The sequence below is a fragment of the Streptomyces fulvoviolaceus genome (assembly GCF_000718165.1).
Classification (GTDB): Bacteria; Actinomycetota; Actinomycetes; order Streptomycetales; family Streptomycetaceae; genus Streptomyces; species Streptomyces fulvoviolaceus.
The window spans coordinates 194,753-212,108 of sequence record NZ_JOEY01000006.1; the positions used below are offsets into that span (position 1 = coordinate 194,753).

Genomic DNA, 17,356 nt, shown 5'->3' on the forward strand with positions numbered 1-17,356 from the left:
CGACAGCACCCTGAAGGGGCGCGGGGCTGCATCGATCATGAGGCTCCGCCTCGCGGGCGCGACCAGCCACAACGGCGCCGCAGACTACCAACGGCCCAACGTGGCCCCCTCACCCGCGCACCCCCTGAAGCAACGTGGCCACCGCTCTCCGGAAGCCCGCCAGGCGTTCACCCGCTTCGTCGGCAGACACCCGCGGCTCATACACGGCGGCGGGCTTCCAGTCCGGCAGCGCGTCGACCACCTCCAGCCCGGGCTGGGCGCCGACACGGGCCAAGGCACCCGCACCCAGCGCCGTCGCGTCGGGCAACGCGGACACCTCAACAGGCCGTTGCAACAGATCTGCCTGGGTCTGCATGAGCAGCGCGGAACGCGTCAGGCCACCATCGACGCGCAGAACGTCAAGCGGCGAGCCGAGATCCACCGCCGCGGCCTCCGCAAGCTCCACGACCTGGGCCGCCAGTCCCTCGCACAGGGCACGCACCAGGTGTCCGGGCCCGGTGTCGAGGCCGAGTCCGGTGAGCGAGCCGCGCAGGTCGCCGCGCCACCAGGGGGCGGCGAGCCCGGCGAGCGCCGGGACGAAGGTCACGCCGCCACTGTCGGGCACGGCGCCGCCCACGGCGTCGAGGTCGGCGGCGCCCTTGATGACACCGAGGTCGGTGAGCCAGCGCACGGCGGAGGCGGCCGTGTACACCTGGCCGTCGAGGCAGTAGCTGGTGTCTCCGCCCAGCTGCCAGGCGACGCAGCTGACCAGTCCCGAGTCTCCGCGCCGAGGCGTGTCACCGGTGTGGGCCAGGAGGAACGCACCAGTGCCGTAAGTGCACTTGGCCTCGCCGGGTTCGGTGATGCGCTGGGCGAGGAGGGCGGCCTGCTGGTCGACGACAAGGCCGGTGAGCGGTATCTCAGGGCCGAACGCGGTGGTGGTGCCCACGAATCCGGCGTTGCCCACCACCTCCGGCAGGCGCTCGCCGGACAGCGCGTACAACTCCAGCGCACGCACGGACCACTCCGCGCGGTCGAGATCCAGGAGCTGGGTGCGGCCGGCGGTGGCGGCGTCGGTGACGAAGGCGCCGGTGAGGCGATGGACCAGCCAGGCGTCGCTGGTGGTGACGACCCCCTCGGCGGTGAGGTGCCGTCGTATCCAGGCCATTTTGGGCGCGGCGAAGTACGGGTCGAGGGGCAGGCCGGTCAGATGGCGCAACTCATCCGCGTCATCTGCGAGTTCAGCGCACACGGACGAGGCCCGCCGGTCGTGCCAGACGAGGGCGTCGGTGAGCGGGCGGCCCGTCGCCGGGTCCCAGGCGAGCACGGTCTCGCCCTGGTTGGCGAGGCCCAGGGCCATGACGGGTTCCCGCGCCTCGGCCAGCGCGCGCGTCCCCGCCTCGACCACGGAGTCGTACAGCTGCGCCGGGTCGACCTCCGCCCGTCCGCCGGGCAGGGAGCGGGGCCGCACCTCGGCGAAACCGGTGCCGATCACCCCGCGTTCGGGACAGACCACCAGGGCCTTGGTGCCGGACGTGCCCTGGTCGACGGCAAGCACCGGACCCGTCATCGTGCCCCTTCCTCGGCGATCACAGCCCGACAGCCTGCCGCCGCTGCCGTGGTGCGTCAAGTGGAGCCTGCCTGGGGCTACTTACCCGCTGTTCACTGGCTGATGGCCAGTCAAATCATGGCTACAGAAAAGAAGTTCGAAAACATCCGGAACCACAGGTGGCACGGAATTCACGCCCCTATAGTGACCGCCGACCAACGCGATCTCCTCAACCGCCGCCCAGAGGAGGGCTGTTGTTACTCCACCCTGCCGTCTTGCCCGACCGCCCGAGGTCCGGGGCGGGCGGCTGATGGCCAGAGAAGGAGCACGCCCCGCATACGATCCCGCCGGACACGACACCGAGCTGCGCGCCGCCCTCCAGGAGGTGCGCACCGGGCGCTGGATGTCGATGCGCAACCTGCTGGAGCGGACCACCGCCTGGTGGCAGTGGACCCAGCGCACCCAGGTCCTGGCCGCGGCGGCCGCGGGCACCGACGTGGTGCGGACCTGGCTCGCCGAGGAACCGGGCAGCGTTCCGGCCACAGTGATGCGCGCCCGGGTCGCCGTGGAGCGCGCGCTGCGGGCCCGGCGCGAGAACCATCGCCGTACCCATGAACTGTGGATCGAGGCCTGGGACGTGAGCCGGACCGCCGCCCGGGTCGCGCACCAGGACCCGGTGCCCTGGGTGTGCCTGCTGGCCCTCGCCCAGCTGGACCGCAAGCTGCTGTGGGAGGAGCACCGGGTGCCGCCGCCCGGGCCGATGCTGCCGCCCGGGCCGTGGGGCCTGCTGGCCGAGGCGGACAAGCGCGACCCGTACAACCGCGAGGCCCACCACCGCATGCTGCAGTTCCTGTACGGGCAGGCGGCCACGGGCCGGCTGGCGGAGGCGATCGGGTACGCGCACTGGGTCGCCGACTCCGCCCCGCGGGGTTCCGCACTGCACGTCCTGCCGCTCTACGTACGGGTCGAGCGCTACCGGCGCGGCGGCGGCCACAGCGCCGCGCTCGACCTGCACTGGGTCGCCGAGGACGCCACCCGCGAGGCGAGCCGGGCGTACGAGGCGTGGTTCGAGCACTCCCGCGCCGACGAACGCACCCCGCTCGACCTCAACCATCTCGCCCACGCCCTGTGGGGAGCCCTGACGTTCGAGGACGCGACGCGCGTCTTCGACGCACTCGGCCCCTACTACACCCCGCTGCCCTGGGCCTACCGCGCCGACGATCCCGGCGACCAGGCCCAGGCCGTACAGATCTTCCTCCAGGCCCGCGCCCGCAGCCGGTCCGCGGCGCACGGCCCCGACGCCTGACCCCACCACCCCCCGTCCCTACGGAGGTCTCCGCATGTCACCCACCCCCGAACCATCCATATCCGCAGGCGTGCCCCAGCACGACGAGGAGCAGCGCCTGCGAGAACTCGGCTACCGGCCGGTGCTCGCCCGTCGTATGGGCGGCTTCGGCAACTTCGCCATCAGCTTCTCGGTGATCTCGATCCTGTCCGGCTGCATGACCCTGTACGGCTTCGGCATGGGCGCGGGCGGCCCCGCCGTGATGCTGTGGGGCTGGGCGGGCGTCGGCCTGTTCGTGCTGTGCGTGGGACTCGCGCTGGCGGAGGTCACCAGCGCGTATCCGACGTCCGGCGCCCTGTACTACATGGCCGACCGGCTCGGCGGGCGCCGCTGGGGCTGGTACACGGGCTGGCTGAACCTGCTCGGGCTGCTGGGCGCGATCGCCGGAATCGACTACGGCGCCGCCCTGTTCGCGGGCGCGTTCGCCAACCTCCAGTGGGGCTTCGAGCCGACGCCGGAGAAGACGATGCTGATCTTCTTGGCGATCCTGCTGCTGCACGCCGTACTGAACCTGTTCGGCGTCCGCCTGGTCAGCGTCCTCAACTCCATATCCGTGTGGTGGCACTTGGCGGGCGTGGCCCTCATCGTCGGCGCCCTGTGGATCGTCCCCGACCACCACCAGTCCCCGTCCTTCGTGTTCACCGAGTTCGTCAACGACACCGGCTGGCACAACCCCGTCTATGTGGCCGCGATCGGCCTGCTGCTCGCGCAGTACACGTTCTCCGGCTACGACGCCTCGGCCCACCTGTCGGAGGAGACCTCCAACGCCTCGGTGTCGGCCGCGAAGGGGATCGTGCGCTCGATCTGGGTCTCGTGGATCGCCGGCTTCGTGCTGCTCACGGGGCTCACCTTCGCGATCCAGGACTACGACGCCACGCGGGCCAGCGAGACCGGGGTGCCGCCGGCGCAGATCCTGCTCGACGGGCTGGGCACGGACGGCGCGAGCGCGCTGCTGGTCGTGGTGATCGTGGCGCAGCTGTTCTGCGGCAACGCCGAGGTCGCGGCGGCGAGCCGGATGGTGTTCGCGTTCAGCCGGGACAAGGCCCTGCCGGGCTCCGCGCTGTGGCGCAAGGTCAGCAGCCGCACGCAGACCCCGGTCGCCGCCGTCTGGCTGTCGGTGGTCGTCGCCGGCCTCCTCGCGCTGCCCTCCCTGTACTCGCCGACCGCCTACGGCGCGGTCACCGCCATCAACGTCATCGGCATCACGCCCGCGTACGCCATCCCCGTGCTGCTGCGGCTGCGCGCGGGCGACCGTTTTCAGCCGGGTCCGTGGAGCCTGGGCCGGTGGAGCAAGCCGATCGGATGGGTCGCTGTGGTCTGGGTGGCGTGTGTGACGGTGCTGTTCTGCCTGCCCCAGTCCTCGCCGGTGACGGTGGACACGATGAACTACGCGTCCGTCGCCCTCGTCGTCGTACTGGTCCTGGCCACGGTGTGGTGGTTCGTCGCCCGCCGTTCGTACGGAACGCCCACGACGGCCGCGTACTCCGACCGGGAGCAGGCCGAACTGGCCGAGGGAATCGTCTGAAACAGCGCGATCCGGCGCCTGGCCCGGTACGAACTCCTGTGCCGGGTACGGCAAGATGAGCGGTTGCGTCGGCCACGAAACCTTCACGGCCTGCGCGATCGCACATCCCGCAATTCGAACAGGTGGCAACGTGACGGCATTTCAACGGGATCTCACCATGGACGACCTGGTCGTCCCCGGCATCGCGGTGGTCGCGGGCCTGGTGGCGGCGTTCCTGCTGCGCATGCTGCTCAAGTGGCTGGGCAAGCACGCCGACCGGACCCGCTGGAGCGGCGACGACGTCATCGTGGGCGCCCTCAGCATCGTGGTGCCATGGGGCGCGATCACGGGCGGTGCGGCCATCGCCGCGGCGGCGCTGCCGCTGACCTCGGCGATCCAGCACACGGTCAACCAGGTCCTGACCGTACTGCTGATCTTCGTCGTCACCGTGGCGGCGGCCCGGCTGGTCGCCGGCCTGATGCGAACGGTCACCCAGTCCCGCTCCGGAGTCGCGGGCTCGGCCACCATCTTCGTCAACATCACCCGGGTGCTGGTCCTGGCGATCGGCTTCCTGGTGGTGCTGCAGACGCTGGGCATCTCCATAGCGCCCATGCTCACCGCCCTGGGTGTCGGCGGTCTGGCGGTCGCCCTCGCCCTGCAGGACACCCTGGCGAACCTCTTCGCGGGCATCCACATCCTCGCCTCCAAGACCGTCCAGCGCGGTGACTACATCAAGCTGAGCAGCGGCGAGGAGGGCTATGTCGAGGACATCAACTGGCGCCAGACGACGGTCCGCGCGCTTTCCAACAACCTGATCGTCATCCCCAACGGCGAGCTCGCGAAGTCCAACATGACCAACTTCATGCGTCCCGAGCAGCAGTTGACGATCCTGGTCCAGGTCGGAGTGGCCTACGACAGCGATCTGGAGCACGTCGAGAAGGTCACCTGCGAGGTCGTCACCGAGGTGATGACCGACATCGAGGGCGCGCTCCCGGAGCACGAGGCGATGGTCCGCTTCCACACCTTCGGCGACTCCCGCATCGGCTTCACGGTGATCCTGGGCGTCGGCGAGTTCAGCGACCAGTTCAGGATCAAGCACGAGTTCATCAAGCAACTGCACAAGCGCTACCGCGCGGAGGGCATCCGGATCCCGGCGCCGGCGCGGACGGTGGCGCTGCAGCATGGATCGGTGGCGATTCCGCAGCAGCGCGGGGCGGAAGTGGAGATCAAGCCGGGCGAAGTCCACTCCACCCGGCTCGACTGAAGCCCTACAGCGTGGCCGAGTTGTCGTGGTATCCGCCCGGCCGGCTCTCGGGCCGGCGCAGTGACGAGCTCACCGGCGTCACCGTCCAGTCCGGGTGGCCGGGCATCCGCGGGAGAGGATGCCTCGACCTTCAGACCTGGGAGGTGTCCGGCTTTCCGCCAGGCGATTCGGCACTTCCTGCGGGAGCACCAAGAGCCACCTCCAACAAATGCAGGATCTCGGAGTTGACGGACCGCCGATCAATTGCCGCCTGAGCGGTCAGCCGGGCGTGCAGATCTTCAGGAATGCGCAACGCGAAGCGAATCATGACGCTAGCCTGACATCATGGCGACATCAATGGAAGACGAGGATGCTGGGCACGCCCGGTATACCTTCCGACTTCGCGTGTCGTCCACGGCCCGTGCTGCGCTGACGGCGGAGTGGGACAGGTGCCGCTGGATCTGGAACGAGTGCGTGGCTCGTTCGAAGAAGGCACATGCCGAAGGTGAGAAGGTCGGACCCGCCGTGCTGGACAAGATGTTGACCGCGGCCCGCGCGGTCACGCCGTGGTTGGCCGAGGGCTCCAGCGTTCCGCAACAGCAACTCATCCGCGACTTCGGCAAGTCACGCGCCAAGGCGGTCAAGGACTTCAAGGAACGGCTACCGATGCACCGACGCGCCGGGATGCCGAAATACAAGAAGAAGCACGAGGCTCCGCCAACCCTGAACTACACCCGCCGCGGCTTCCGCATCAAGGACGGCAAGCTGCACCTGGCAGGCGGCATCGCTCTGACCGTCGCGTGGTCGCGGCAACTGCCCGCCGCCCCCTCGTCCGTCCGGGTCCATCAGGACACCTTGGGGCATTGGTACTGCTCGTTCGTGGTCCCCACCCAGACCGAACTGCTGCCAGAGACCGGTCGCGTCATCGGTGTCGACTGGGGCGTGAAGGAGACGGCGACCACCACGAGCGCTGCACACGACCTGTCGCACCCCGAACACGGCAGGAAGACCCAGGAGAAGCTGGCCCGCTACGACCGGATGATGGCCCGACGCAAGCCGAAGAAGGGGCAAGCTGCTTCGAAGGGGTACCGGGAGGCCGGACACCTGCGGGCCAAGCTGCACAAGAAGGTTGCCCGGCAGCGGCAGGACACGGGCCGCAAGTGGGCGAAGAAGATGGTGACCGACCATGACGCCCTCGCGGTCGAGGACTTCAAGCCGAAATTCCTCGCCAAGACCACCATGGCCCGCAAAGCCGCCGACGCCGCCATCGGCGCCACCAAACAGGCCCTGATCGAGATGGGCCACAAGCACAGCCGTGCTGTGCACCTGGTACACCCCGCGCACACCACGATGGACTGCGGACACTGCGGAGCGAGAGCCAAGCACGCACTTCCGCTGGGCGAGCGCACTTACACTTGCACCGCGTGCGGAGCCGTGTCCCCCAGGGACAAGAACTCCGCACGCGTGATGCTCGTCCGGGCGGGTCTGACCCCGGCTGGCGCTGATCGCGTAAGACTCGATCACTCGTTGAGTGACCGAGCGGCGTGAGCCAGGAGTCCTCCGGTTTCAGTCGGAGGAGCAGTCAATCTGGTGCGATATCTCACTGACGGTCCACTTTCGCTCAAGGGGCGGGTGATCTGGCCCGGCCGTCGGATGAAATGGCGATCAACATGCATGACCGCAGGATCAGACGCCGCGGTTGCCTCAGAAGATGCACAGCATGTCCGGAAGTACGCGAGGACCGCTGTCGAGGACGGGTCGATCACGAGATATCTTGATGTCGAGCAATGTTGCAGACGTGGAGCGGAGCACCCGGTGACTGACTCGACCATCATCTATACGCACACTGACGAGGCCCCGGCCCTGGCGACGTATTCCTTCCTGCCGGTGGTCCAGGCGTACGCCTCGCAGGCGGGTGTCGCCGTCCAGACGCGGGACATCTCGCTGGCCGGCCGCATCATCGCGGTGTTCCCGGAGTACCTGGCCGAGGACCAGCGGATCCCGGACGCCCTGCACGAGCTGGGCGAACTGGCCAAGACGCCCGAGGCCAACATCATCAAGCTGCCGAACGTCTCGGCGTCGATCCCGCAGCTCAAGGCCGCGGTGGCCGAGCTGCAGGCGCAGGGCTACGCGCTGCCGAACTACCCGGACGACCCGAAGTCCGACGAGGAGCGGGACATCCAGGCCCGCTACGACAAGATCAAGGGCTCCGCGGTCAACCCGGTCCTGCGCGAGGGCAACTCCGACCGCCGCGCCCCCGCCTCGGTCAAGAACTACGCGAAGACCCACCCGCACCGCATGGGCGCCTGGACCTCCGAGTCCAAGACGAACGTGGCGACCATGGGCGAGAACGACTTCCGCTCCACCGAGAAGTCCGTCGTGATCTCCGAGGCCGGCGCGCTGAGGATCGAGCTGGTCGCCGAGGACGGCACCACCACGGTCCTTCGTGAGTCCGTACCGGTCCTCAAGGACGAGGTCGTCGACGCCTCGGTGCTGCACGTGGCCGAGCTGCGTGAGTTCCTCACCGCGCAGATCGCCCGCGCCAAGGCCGAGGACGTGCTGTTCTCGGTCCACCTCAAGGCCACGATGATGAAGGTCTCCGACCCGATCATCTTCGGTCACGTGGTCCGCGCGTTCTTCCCGAAGACCTTCGAGCAGTACGGCGAGACGCTGGCCGCCGCCGGTCTCTCCCCGAACGACGGTCTGGGCGGCATCCTCAAGGGCCTGGAGTCCCTCCCCGAGGGCGACGCGATCAAGGCCTCCTTCGACGCGGAGATCGCCGAGGGCCCGGCCCTCGCGATGGTCGACTCCGACAAGGGCATCACCAACCTGCACGTGCCGTCCGACGTCATCGTCGACGCCTCGATGCCGGCCATGATCCGCACCTCCGGCCACATGTGGGGCCCGGACGGCCAGGAGGCCGACACCCTCGCGGTGCTGCCGGACTCCTCCTACTCCGGCGTCTACCAGGCCGTGCTCGACGACTGCCGCGCGAACGGCGCCTACGACCCGTCGACCATGGGCTCCGTCCCGAACGTCGGCCTGATGGCGCAGAAGGCCGAGGAGTACGGCTCCCACGACAAGACCTTCGAGATCAAGGCCGCCGGCACGGTCCGCCTGGTCGACCAGGCCGGGAACGTCGTCATCGAGCAGGCCGTGGCCGTCGGTGACATCTTCCGCGCCTGCCAGACCAAGGACGCGCCGATCCGCGACTGGGTCAAGCTCGCCGTCACCCGCGCCCGCGCCACCGGCAACCCGGCCGTGTTCTGGCTGGACGAGACCCGCGCCCACGACGCGCAGTTGATCGCGAAGGTCAACGCGTACCTGGCGGACCACGACACCGAGGGCCTGGACATCCGTGTCCTCGCCCCGGTCGAGGCGACCAAGCTGTCGGTGGAGCGCATCCGCCGCGGCGAGGACACCATCTCCGTCACCGGCAACGTGCTGCGTGACTACCTGACCGACCTGTTCCCGATCCTGGAGCTGGGCACCAGCGCCAAGATGCTGTCGGTCGTCCCGCTGATGGCGGGCGGCGGCCTGTTCGAGACGGGCGCCGGCGGCTCCGCCCCGAAGCACGTCCAGCAGCTGGTCAAAGAGAACTACCTGCGCTGGGACTCCCTCGGTGAGTTCTTCGCGCTGGTCCCGTCCCTGGAGCAGTACGCGACGGCCACGAACAACCCGAAGGCCAAGGTCCTGGCCGACACCCTCGACCGCGCCACGGCGACCTTCCTCAACGAGGACAAGTCCCCGACCCGTCGCGTCGGCGGCATCGACAACCGCGGCAGCCACTTCTTCCTGTCCTTCTACTGGGCGCAGGAGCTGGCCCAGCAGACCGACGACGCGGACCTGGCGAAGGCCTTCGCCCCGCTCGCCGAGACGCTCGCCGCGAACGAGCAGAAGATCGTCGACGAGCTGAACGCCGTCCAGGGCAACCCGGCCGACATCGGCGGCTACTACCAGCCCGACCCGGCCAAGGCGGCCGCGGTCATGCGCCCGTCGGCCACGTGGAACGAGGCGCTCGCCTCGCTCTGAACCGACGTCACGGGGCCATGGGGCCCCGCACGGCCCTGACTCCGCCCCGGTCGGCAACTGCCCGGCCGGGGCGGAGCCGTGTGCGGGGCTGTGCGTGCAGGGCGTTGCGGTGGGCACGTGGTCGTGGATGTGCGTACGAGGCCTGGCAGTGCGCACGGGGCGCGACAGCGGGCACGGGCCGTAGCAGTGCGCACGGTCTGTGACAGCGGGCACGGCCGCGACAGCAGGCACGGGTCGTAGCAGTGGGCACGGTCCGTGACAGCAGGCACGGGCCGTGACAGCAGGCACAGGTCGTGGCTGTGAGTGCGGGTCACAGCATCCGGGACGACTGGTTACGGCCGGCCCGGTCCCCCACGATGACCTTGCGCGCCGCGGGCGCGGGAGGGGGGATCGGGATGGGCCGTGTCGTGGCGGGTTCGGACCCGGTGCTGCGCTTTCGGGGCGCCGTCTCCCTCCAGCACGGCCCTGGCTGGGTCACCCCCTGGCGGCTGCCCCACGAGGAGGCCCGGCTGCATCTCCCGGAGGGCGGGATCGGCCGGGCCGCCATGCCCGCCGGGGTCCGCGTCACCCTGCGCACCGACAGCACCGCCCTGACCTGCCACTACCAGGCGGACCCGGCGCCCCGTCTGAACGGACCGCAGGAGCGGCCCGTCCTGGACGTCCGCTGCGACGGCCGGCACACCGAGTCCGTGCTCCTGCGGGCCGACGGACACGACGCCCGCTTCCGGGTGGCCCTGCCCGGCCGGCCCGTGCTCGTCGAGCTGTGGCTGCCGACGTACCACCAGTTCCGGCTGCGCTCCCTGGTCCTCGACGAGGAGGCCGCGGTCGTGCGCGAGGACCGGGACCGGCCCCGCTGGGTGCACTACGGCAGCTCCATCTCCCAGGGCCGCGGGGCCGGTTCACCGAGCCGCGCCTGGGCCGCGCTGGTCGCCGAGCGCGCCGGGCTCGACGTGACGTCGGTCGCCCTCGGCGCCGCCTGCTGCCTCCAGCCCATGACGGCACGCCTGATGCGCGACCTGCCCGCCGACCTGCTCACCGCCTGTGTCGGCATCAACATCCAGGCCCTCGGCAGCCACGGCCCGGACGCGTTCACCTCCGCGCTCGTCGGCTTCGTGCGGACCGTGCGCGACGGGCACCCGGAGACTCCGTTCGCCGTGATGTCCACCATCGTCGCCCCGGACCGGGAGGACGTCCCGGGACCGTCCGGACTGACGATCAAGGAGTGCCGCGAACGGACGTACAGCGCGGTGGAGTTGCTGCGCTCCCACGGCGACATGAACCTCCACTACGTCGACGGCCTGGACGTCTTCGGACCGGACCAGGCCCCGCTCCTGCTGGAACCGGAGGGCATCGACCGGCTGCACCCGGGGCCCGAAGGCCACCCGGTGTTCGCCGACCGCTTCCTCGCGGCGCTGCGCCGCAGCGGGTGTCTCCCAGCCTGTGTGTCGCAGTAACAGCATGAATCCGGAACTGGTTACCTCTGCCGACTTTGGCGACGATCGCCAGGTCGTCCCCCATTTCCGGAGAGGAAACCCGTGTCCGCAACCGCTCAGCCCGACACCGCAGGGAGCGCCGCGAAGGTGCCCTGGGCCTCGTACACGGGCGTGTACCTGCTGCTGTTCCTGATCGGCACGGAGACCTTCCTGGTCTCGCCCCTGCTGCCCACCATCGCCGGTGACGTCGGCGTCTCCGAGGCCGCGGCGGCGGTCACCGTCACGGCGTACACGCTGGTGTACGCGCTCACCGCGCCCTTCCTGGGCGCGGTCTCCGACCGCTTCGGACGCCGGCCGACGATCCTCGCGGGCACCGTGTTGTTCCTGCTCGGCAACGCGGTGGCCGCGGTCGCCGGGAACCTCACGGTGCTGGTGGTGGCCCGGGTGCTGGGGGCGCTCGGCGCGGCCCTCGCGGGCCCGTCGATCTGGGCGCACATCGCGGAGACCGCGCCGGAGGCGGTGCGCGGACGGGCGGTCGGGCTCGGCATGGCGCTGTTCTCGGCGGGTCAGGTGCTCGGGGTGCCGGCGGGCAGTTTCCTGGCCGGGTGGGGCGGCTGGCGGGCCTCGTTCTGGGCGCTGACGGCACTGTCCCTGGCGTCGGTCCCGCTGCTCCTGGCGCAGACGAGGAGCGCGCAGGGCCGCACCGACGCGCCGCCGGTGGGCATCGGTTCGGTGTTCGCGGTGTGGCGGGACGGGGTCCTGCGGCACACGCTGATCGTCGTCTTCCTGCTGCAGGCCGCCAACCTCGGCGCGTACACCTTCCTCGGCACCGCGCTCCACGACCGCTTCGGCCTCTCGGTCGACGCGCTCGGTCTGCTCGGCATCCTGGTCGGTGCGGGCAGCGCGCTCGGTTCGCTGGCCGCGGGCCGCATCGGCGACCGGGCCCGCGAGCGGGGTACCGGGGACGCCGCGTGGATCCCGGTGTGGGCCCTGGTGCTGGGCGCCGCGGCAGTACTCGCCGCGCTGGGCTCGCCCGAACTGCTCGCCTACGCGGCGGTGTTGGTGTGGTTCTTCGCCAGCGGAGCCTTCGGCACCCTGATCCAGACGCTCCTGGTGAGCGCCCGGCCGGAGCTGGGCGCGACCTCCAGTTCGTGGAACAGCGCCACGCTGTACGCGGGGACGGCGGTGGGTGTGACCGTCGCCGGCGGCTTCGCGCACGCGGACACCGGTACGGCGGCGGTGGGCGGCGGACTCGCGGTACTGGCGGGGTTGGTGGCGCTGCCGTTGGTGGGTCGGCTGCGGACGCCGGCCGCCCCGGAGACCGGTGCCGCACACGAGGAGGTGTCCGCCCATGACCGCGCCTGACGCGACCCTCCAGAAGGAGACGGCAACGGTCGCCGTCCCCGACACCGGCCGCGACCGTGCCCCCGCCCTGGACGGCCTGCGCGCCCTGGCCGCGCTCCTCGTCATCGCGATCCACGTCGGCATCTACACCGGTCAGGTCGCCTCCAGTTGGCTCGGCATCGGCGAGGGCGGCCCGCTCGGCCCGGTGATCTCCCGCTTCACGGTCGGCGTGCCGATCTTCTTCGTGCTCTCCGGGCTGCTGCTGTACCGCCCGTACGCGAACGCGGCCCGCGACGGCCGCGCCCGCCCCTCGGCCTCCCGCTATCTGTGGCACCGAGTGCTGCGCATCTTCCCCGTGTACTGGGCCGTCACCATGGTCGCCCTGTTGTGGTTCGGCCGGGACACGCTGGAGAGTGTGTGGCCGACTCTGCGCGCCCTCCTGCTGCTGCACATCTACGAGCACGACCCGATCCCGTTGGGCATCACGCAGACCTGGAGTCTGGCCACGGAGGTCGCCTTCTACGCCGTACTCCCCTTGCTGGCCTGGGGACTTCACCCGCTGCTGCGGCGTGGGCGGACCGGTGCGGTGTTCGCGGTGCTGGCGGCCGTGGAGGCGGTGACGCTGGTGACGGTGGTCGCCACGCACGTCCCGTCGGCGGGCCCCTACCCGCTCGCCCAGCTGTGGCTGCCCGAGTACGCCGGGTACTTCGCCGCCGGGATCGGGCTGGCGGTGCTCGCCTCGCGTGTCCAGGACCCGCCCGCGTTCGTCCGGCGTCCGTGGCTGTGCTGGGGCGTGGCGCTGGCCGCGTACGTCCTGGTGTCGACGCCGCTGACCGGGACGACGGCCCGCTATCCGACCGTCGCCGAGGCGCTCTGGGAGCACGGCCTGTACCTGGTCGTAGCAGTCGCGCTGGTGGCGCCGCTCGCTCTGGCGGACGGCTCTCGCGGTCCGGCGGCGCTGCTGCGGCGGCCGGTGCCGGCGTGGCTCGGGCGGATCTCGTACGGACTGTTCCTGTGGCACATGGTCGTGGTCGAGGGCTGGCTCAGGATCACCGGGCAGAAGGTGGGGACGGCGGAGTTCGCGGTGTTGTTCCCGGTCACCGTCGCGCTCACCGTCGTCCTGGCCGCGCTCAGCCACTACCTGATCGAGCTGCCCGCGCGGCGGCTGCGCTCGCGCGCACCCCTGCGCCCGGTTCCGCAGCCGGCTGCTCCCTGACAGAGAACGGAAGCACCACCATGACCGACTCCGGTCCCGTCCGCTGGGGCGTCAACCTGCCCCTGCCCGCCCGTGAACTCACCGCCCACCGGGGCACGATCGAGGCGCTGCCCGACCTCGGCTACACCGACGTGTGGACCGGGGAGGGCGGTGGCATCGACGCCTTCACCCCGCTGGCCGCGGCCGCCGCCTGGCAGCCGCGGCTGCGGGTCGGCACCGGTGTCGTGCCGGTGTTCACCCGCGGGCCCGGCATCCTGGCGCAGACAGCGGCGGGCCTCGCCGAGCTGACCGAGGGCGAGGTCCTGCTCGGTGTCGGCGCGTCGGTCCCCGCCCACACCACCGCCCTCAACGGCGGCACCCACGAACGGCCGTTGGCCCGGGTCCGGGACACCGTGCGGTTCCTGAAGCGGGCCCTGCACGGGCAGCCGGTGGGCGACGGGTACGAGACGCTGTCCGCGCCCGGCTTCCACCTGGGCTTCACTCCGGAACGCCCGCCGAAGGTGCTGGTCGGCGCGCTGCGGCCGAAAATGCTGGGGGTGGCGTACGACGACGGTGACGGCGCCGTGGTCAACCTGCTGACCGCCGAGGACGTGCCGCGGGTGATCGCGGCGGGCGGCGGGCCCCGCCCGGACAAGGAGACGGTGGTGAAACTGTTCGTGTGCCCGACGACCGACAGGGCGTACGCGCGGCGCGCCGGACGCGGCTTCCTCGGCTGGATCCTCAACCAGAAGCCGTACCACGCCTTCCATGAATGGCTCGGCCGCGGCGAGGAGTTGAAGGAGTCCCACGACCACTACGTCCTCGGCGACCGGGCACGCGCCGCAGCGGCGCTCCCCGACGAACTGGTGGACGCGCTGTGGCTGCACGGCGAGCCGGCGGCCGTGCGGGACCGGATCCGCGCGTATCTCCAGCCGGGGGTCACGACCGTGCTGCTGTACGTGGCGACCACACCGGAGCTGCACCGCGCTCCCGGATCACTGCCGGCGCTGCTCGCGGAACTGCGGCCCGCGTGACGAACCAGGACCGTGCCCTGCTGCACTTCCACGGCGGCGGCTACCGGGCGGGCGCGCCGGAGCTGAGCCGGCCGCTCGCCGGACATCTCGCCCGGCGGGTCGGCGCCGAAGTCACCGTGCCCCCCTACCGGTTGGCGCCCGTGCATCCGTTTCCTGCGGCCGTCGAGGACGGGCTGGCGGCCTACGCGGCGCTGCTCGGACGCGGCTTCGCTCCCGAACGGACGGCCGTGGTGGGCGAGTCGGCCGGGGGCGGGCTCGCACTGGCGGTGCTGGTGGCCGCGCGGGAGGCCGGACTGCCGATGCCCGGGGCGGCAGTCGGCCTGTCGCCGTGGCTCGACCTGACCGTGGAGGCCCCGTCGTACGAGCGGTGTGCCGCGACCGATCCGGTGCTGGGGCGGACGGATCTGCTCGACTCGGCGGTGCTGTACCTGGCCGGTGCCGATCCCCGTGCACCCACCGCCTCTCCGCTCTTCGCCTCCGCCGAGACGCTGGCCGCATTGCCGCCGGTGCTGCTGCAGTCGAGCCGGGACGAGGTGCTCGCCGACGACGCGGTGCGGTTCGGGAAGCGGATGGCGGCGGTCGGCGGGGACTGCCGCGTCGAGCTGTGGGAGGACACCACGCACTGCTGGCAGCTGTTCGTGGACCGGCTTCCGGTCGCGGTGCGGGCCGCGGACTGTGTTGCAGCTTTCTTAAGGGAACGCCTTATCTGACGGACAACTGACAGGAAAACGGACAGGGTTGCTTGAAACGCGGATATGCTGAAAGCCGGATCACGAAGATTGCCGGACCGGCGAAGGGGGCGACGGTGCGTTCGGACGTCGAATTAGAGGAGAGCATCCGCGAAACCGCCAATGCCAAGGAATTGGGGGCGTTTCTGCGGGCCCACCGCGAGCGCCGCAGTCCGCGCGAGGTGGGCCTGCCGGACACCGGCCGGCGCCGCACCCCGGGGCTGCGCCGGGAGGAGGTCGCCGCGCTCTCCGGGGTGGGGCTCGCCTGGTACACCTGGCTGGAGCAGGGCCGGGTCATCCCGTCCCGGAAGGTGCTGGAGGCGGTGGCCCGGACCTTGGGCCTGAACGCGGTGTCGTACCGTCATGTCCTCGCGCTCTCGGGCCTGTTGCCGCCCACGCCGGACGGGGCGGGGCACGACGAGGTGGCGGCGCGCACCCAGGCACTGCTCGACACCTGGGAGACCTCGCCGGCCGTGCTGCTGGACGCGCGCTTCGACATCACCGCATGGAACACCGCGTACGCGGCCGTGTGGTCGGACCCGGCGGAACTCCCGGCCGACCGCCGGAACCTGATGTGGTGTCTGGCCGGGGATCCCGCGATCCGCACCACGCTCGCCGACTGGGAGCCGGTCGGGCGGGCGGTCCTCGCCCAGTTCCGGGGGCAGACCGCGCGGCTCGCCGCGACGGACGCACGTACCCAGGAGATCTACCGGGTCCTGCGGGAGGACTTCCCGGAACTCGTCGGCTGGTGGGAGTGCCAGGGCGTCGGTGATCTGACGGCTCGGCAGGTCGACGTACGGCTGCCGTGCCACGGTGAACTGCGGCTGCTGTTCTCGGCGTTCCGGCCCGTCGACGACCCGGAGGCGCTGGTCCTGGTGCAGGCACCGGCGGGTCCCGCCGACCACGAGCTGGTGGCGCGGCTGGTGCGCGAGCACCACGGGCGCAGCGCCGAGGTGGTGCGCATCCGCGCTCACGACGCCCTCGGCGGCGCGTCCCTGAAGAACGCGCGCAGCTCCGCGTAGGTCGCCTCGGGCGCCTCCTCCGGCAGGAAGTGCCCGCAGTCCAGGGCCCGTCCACGCACGTCGTCGGCCCAGCGCCGCCACACCCCGAGCACGTCGTGGCGGCGCTCGGTGTGCGACCGCTTGCCCCACAGGGCCAGCACCGGGGCGGTGATACGGCGCCCCGCCGCCAGGTCGGCCTCGTCGTGGGCCAGGTCGAGGCCGAACATGGCCCGGTAGTCCTCGCACATGGCATGCACCACCGCGGGCCGGGACACGGCTGTTCGGTAGGCGGCGAGCGCCTCGGGCGCGAACAGGCCCGCGTGCGCACCGAAGTAGAAGGCCTCCGGGTCGGCGGCGATCAGCCGCTCGGGCAGCGGATGCGGCTGCGCGAGCAGGAACCAGCGCCACAACTGCCGTGCGGAGGCGGCGTCCACCGCGGCCAGGGCATCGGCGGTGGGAACCACGTCCAGGACGGCCAGGCGGTCCACCTTCTCCGGATGGTCGAGGGCGAGCCGGTAGGCGCACCGCGCGCCCCGGTCGTGGCCGGCGACATGGAAACGGTCGTGTCCCAACTCGGCCATCACCCGGACCTGTTCGGCGGCCATGGCGCGCTTGGTGTACGGGGTGTGGTCGGCGGTGGTGGGCGGACGGCCGCTCGCTCCGTAGCCGCGCAGGTCGGTGGCGACGACGGTGAACTCCTCGGCGAGCCGGGGCGCGACGGCATGCCACATGGCGTGCGTCTGCGGGAAGCCGTGCAGCAGCAACAGCGGCGGGCCGTGGCCGGCGGTGCGCACGTGCACGGGCACGCCGTCCGCCTCGACGGTCAGCGTACGGAATTCCTCGAACAGCCCCATACGGCCAGGGTAATTCGCCGGGCCGCGTCCGGGAATTCAACCGGGGATGCTGTTATTCACGGTCACAGGATGCGCCGTACACCGTCTATTCGAGTCCCATTGACGCGACCGAAAA

Annotated in this window: 14 protein-coding genes; 11 read left to right on the forward strand and 3 right to left on the reverse strand. The window is 71.1% G+C overall.

Annotated elements, in window-relative coordinates; all coding sequences use genetic code 11:
- Nucleotides 1-109 precede the first annotated feature (109 nt).
- The gene (locus IG08_RS0108500) at nt 110-1,549 is read right to left on the reverse strand and encodes an FGGY family carbohydrate kinase (protein ID WP_030598328.1); all 1,440 of its coding nucleotides are present in this window, start codon (nt 1,547-1,549) and stop codon (nt 110-112) included.
- A 289-nt stretch (nt 1,550-1,838) separates the two neighbouring features.
- Between IG08_RS0108500 and IG08_RS0108505 the strand changes: the two genes are divergently transcribed.
- The 3 genes from IG08_RS0108505 to IG08_RS0108515 all read left to right on the forward strand — a co-directional run bounded on the left by IG08_RS0108505 (nt 1,839) and on the right by IG08_RS0108515 (nt 5,641).
- A complete protein-coding gene (locus IG08_RS0108505; RefSeq protein WP_030598330.1) occupies nt 1,839-2,834 on the forward strand; it encodes a hypothetical protein in 996 nt (331 codons plus the stop codon).
- Between the two features lie 34 nt (nt 2,835-2,868).
- Entirely contained in the window at nt 2,869-4,398 is a 1,530-nt protein-coding gene (locus IG08_RS0108510) for an amino acid permease (RefSeq protein ID WP_030598332.1), read from the forward strand.
- 157 nt (nt 4,399-4,555) lie between these two features.
- A complete protein-coding gene (locus IG08_RS0108515) occupies nt 4,556-5,641 on the forward strand; it encodes a mechanosensitive ion channel family protein (protein WP_030598335.1) in 1,086 nt (361 codons plus the stop codon).
- Between the two features lie 130 nt (nt 5,642-5,771).
- On the opposite strand, the gene IG08_RS56860 is transcribed toward IG08_RS0108515, so the two are convergent.
- The gene (locus IG08_RS56860) at nt 5,772-5,948 is read right to left on the reverse strand and encodes an Arc family DNA-binding protein (RefSeq protein ID WP_078655489.1); all 177 of its coding nucleotides are present in this window, start codon (nt 5,946-5,948) and stop codon (nt 5,772-5,774) included.
- A gap of 17 nt (nt 5,949-5,965) precedes the next feature.
- Between IG08_RS56860 and IG08_RS0108520 the strand changes: the two genes are divergently transcribed.
- The 8 genes from IG08_RS0108520 to IG08_RS0108555 all read left to right on the forward strand — a co-directional run bounded on the left by IG08_RS0108520 (nt 5,966) and on the right by IG08_RS0108555 (nt 16,408).
- A complete protein-coding gene (locus IG08_RS0108520; RefSeq protein WP_030598337.1) occupies nt 5,966-7,168 on the forward strand; it encodes an RNA-guided endonuclease InsQ/TnpB family protein in 1,203 nt (400 codons plus the stop codon).
- Nucleotides 7,169-7,435: 267 nt separating this feature from the next.
- Nucleotides 7,436-9,652 (forward strand): NADP-dependent isocitrate dehydrogenase, encoded by a 2,217-nt coding sequence (locus tag IG08_RS0108525; RefSeq protein WP_030598340.1) that lies wholly within the window; start codon nt 7,436-7,438, stop codon nt 9,650-9,652.
- A gap of 395 nt (nt 9,653-10,047) precedes the next feature.
- Nucleotides 10,048-11,106: a GDSL-type esterase/lipase family protein gene (locus IG08_RS0108530; protein ID WP_030598342.1), complete on the forward strand. Its 1,059-nt coding sequence runs from the start codon at nt 10,048-10,050 to the stop codon at nt 11,104-11,106.
- Between the two features lie 81 nt (nt 11,107-11,187).
- On the forward strand, nt 11,188-12,450 hold the full coding sequence (locus IG08_RS0108535) for an MFS transporter (RefSeq protein ID WP_052424535.1): 1,263 nt from the start codon (nt 11,188-11,190) through the stop codon (nt 12,448-12,450).
- Entirely contained in the window at nt 12,437-13,645 is a 1,209-nt protein-coding gene (locus tag IG08_RS0108540) for an acyltransferase family protein (protein ID WP_052424536.1), read from the forward strand. The genes IG08_RS0108535 and IG08_RS0108540 overlap by 14 nt, the downstream gene beginning before the upstream one ends.
- Nucleotides 13,646-13,665: 20 nt before the next feature.
- Nucleotides 13,666-14,658 carry an LLM class F420-dependent oxidoreductase gene (locus tag IG08_RS0108545; RefSeq protein ID WP_052424537.1) on the forward strand — a complete coding sequence of 331 codons (993 nt, stop codon included), beginning with the start codon at nt 13,666-13,668 and terminating at the stop codon, nt 14,656-14,658.
- Nucleotides 14,655-15,368 carry an alpha/beta hydrolase gene (locus IG08_RS0108550; protein ID WP_052424538.1) on the forward strand — a complete coding sequence of 238 codons (714 nt, stop codon included), beginning with the start codon at nt 14,655-14,657 and terminating at the stop codon, nt 15,366-15,368. Before IG08_RS0108545 ends, IG08_RS0108550 begins: the two co-directional genes overlap by 4 nt.
- A gap of 95 nt (nt 15,369-15,463) precedes the next feature.
- Nucleotides 15,464-16,408 (forward strand): helix-turn-helix domain-containing protein, encoded by a 945-nt coding sequence (locus tag IG08_RS0108555; protein ID WP_234342828.1) that lies wholly within the window; start codon nt 15,464-15,466, stop codon nt 16,406-16,408.
- Here IG08_RS0108555 and IG08_RS0108560 read toward each other — a convergent pair.
- Nucleotides 16,357-17,241, reverse strand: a complete 885-nt coding sequence (locus IG08_RS0108560; protein ID WP_030598360.1) for an alpha/beta fold hydrolase — start codon at nt 17,239-17,241, stop codon at nt 16,357-16,359. The genes IG08_RS0108555 and IG08_RS0108560 overlap by 52 nt on opposite strands.
- Nucleotides 17,242-17,356: the final 115 nt, after the last annotated feature.

Coding starts and splice junctions, on each gene's coding strand:
- IG08_RS0108500 (WP_030598328.1), bottom strand. CDS start 1,549: ATGACGGGTCCGGTGCTTGCCGTCGACCAGGGCACGTCCGGCACCAAG.
- IG08_RS0108505 (WP_030598330.1), top strand. CDS start 1,839: ATGGCCAGAGAAGGAGCACGCCCCGCATACGATCCCGCCGGACACGAC.
- IG08_RS0108510 (WP_030598332.1), top strand. CDS start 2,869: ATGTCACCCACCCCCGAACCATCCATATCCGCAGGCGTGCCCCAGCAC.
- IG08_RS0108515 (WP_030598335.1), top strand. CDS start 4,556: ATGGACGACCTGGTCGTCCCCGGCATCGCGGTGGTCGCGGGCCTGGTG.
- IG08_RS56860 (WP_078655489.1), bottom strand. CDS start 5,948: ATGATTCGCTTCGCGTTGCGCATTCCTGAAGATCTGCACGCCCGGCTG.
- IG08_RS0108520 (WP_030598337.1), top strand. CDS start 5,966: ATGGCGACATCAATGGAAGACGAGGATGCTGGGCACGCCCGGTATACC.
- IG08_RS0108530 (WP_030598342.1), top strand. CDS start 10,048: ATGGGCCGTGTCGTGGCGGGTTCGGACCCGGTGCTGCGCTTTCGGGGC.
- IG08_RS0108540 (WP_052424536.1), top strand. CDS start 12,437: ATGACCGCGCCTGACGCGACCCTCCAGAAGGAGACGGCAACGGTCGCC.
- IG08_RS0108545 (WP_052424537.1), top strand. CDS start 13,666: ATGACCGACTCCGGTCCCGTCCGCTGGGGCGTCAACCTGCCCCTGCCC.
- IG08_RS0108560 (WP_030598360.1), bottom strand. CDS start 17,241: ATGGGGCTGTTCGAGGAATTCCGTACGCTGACCGTCGAGGCGGACGGC.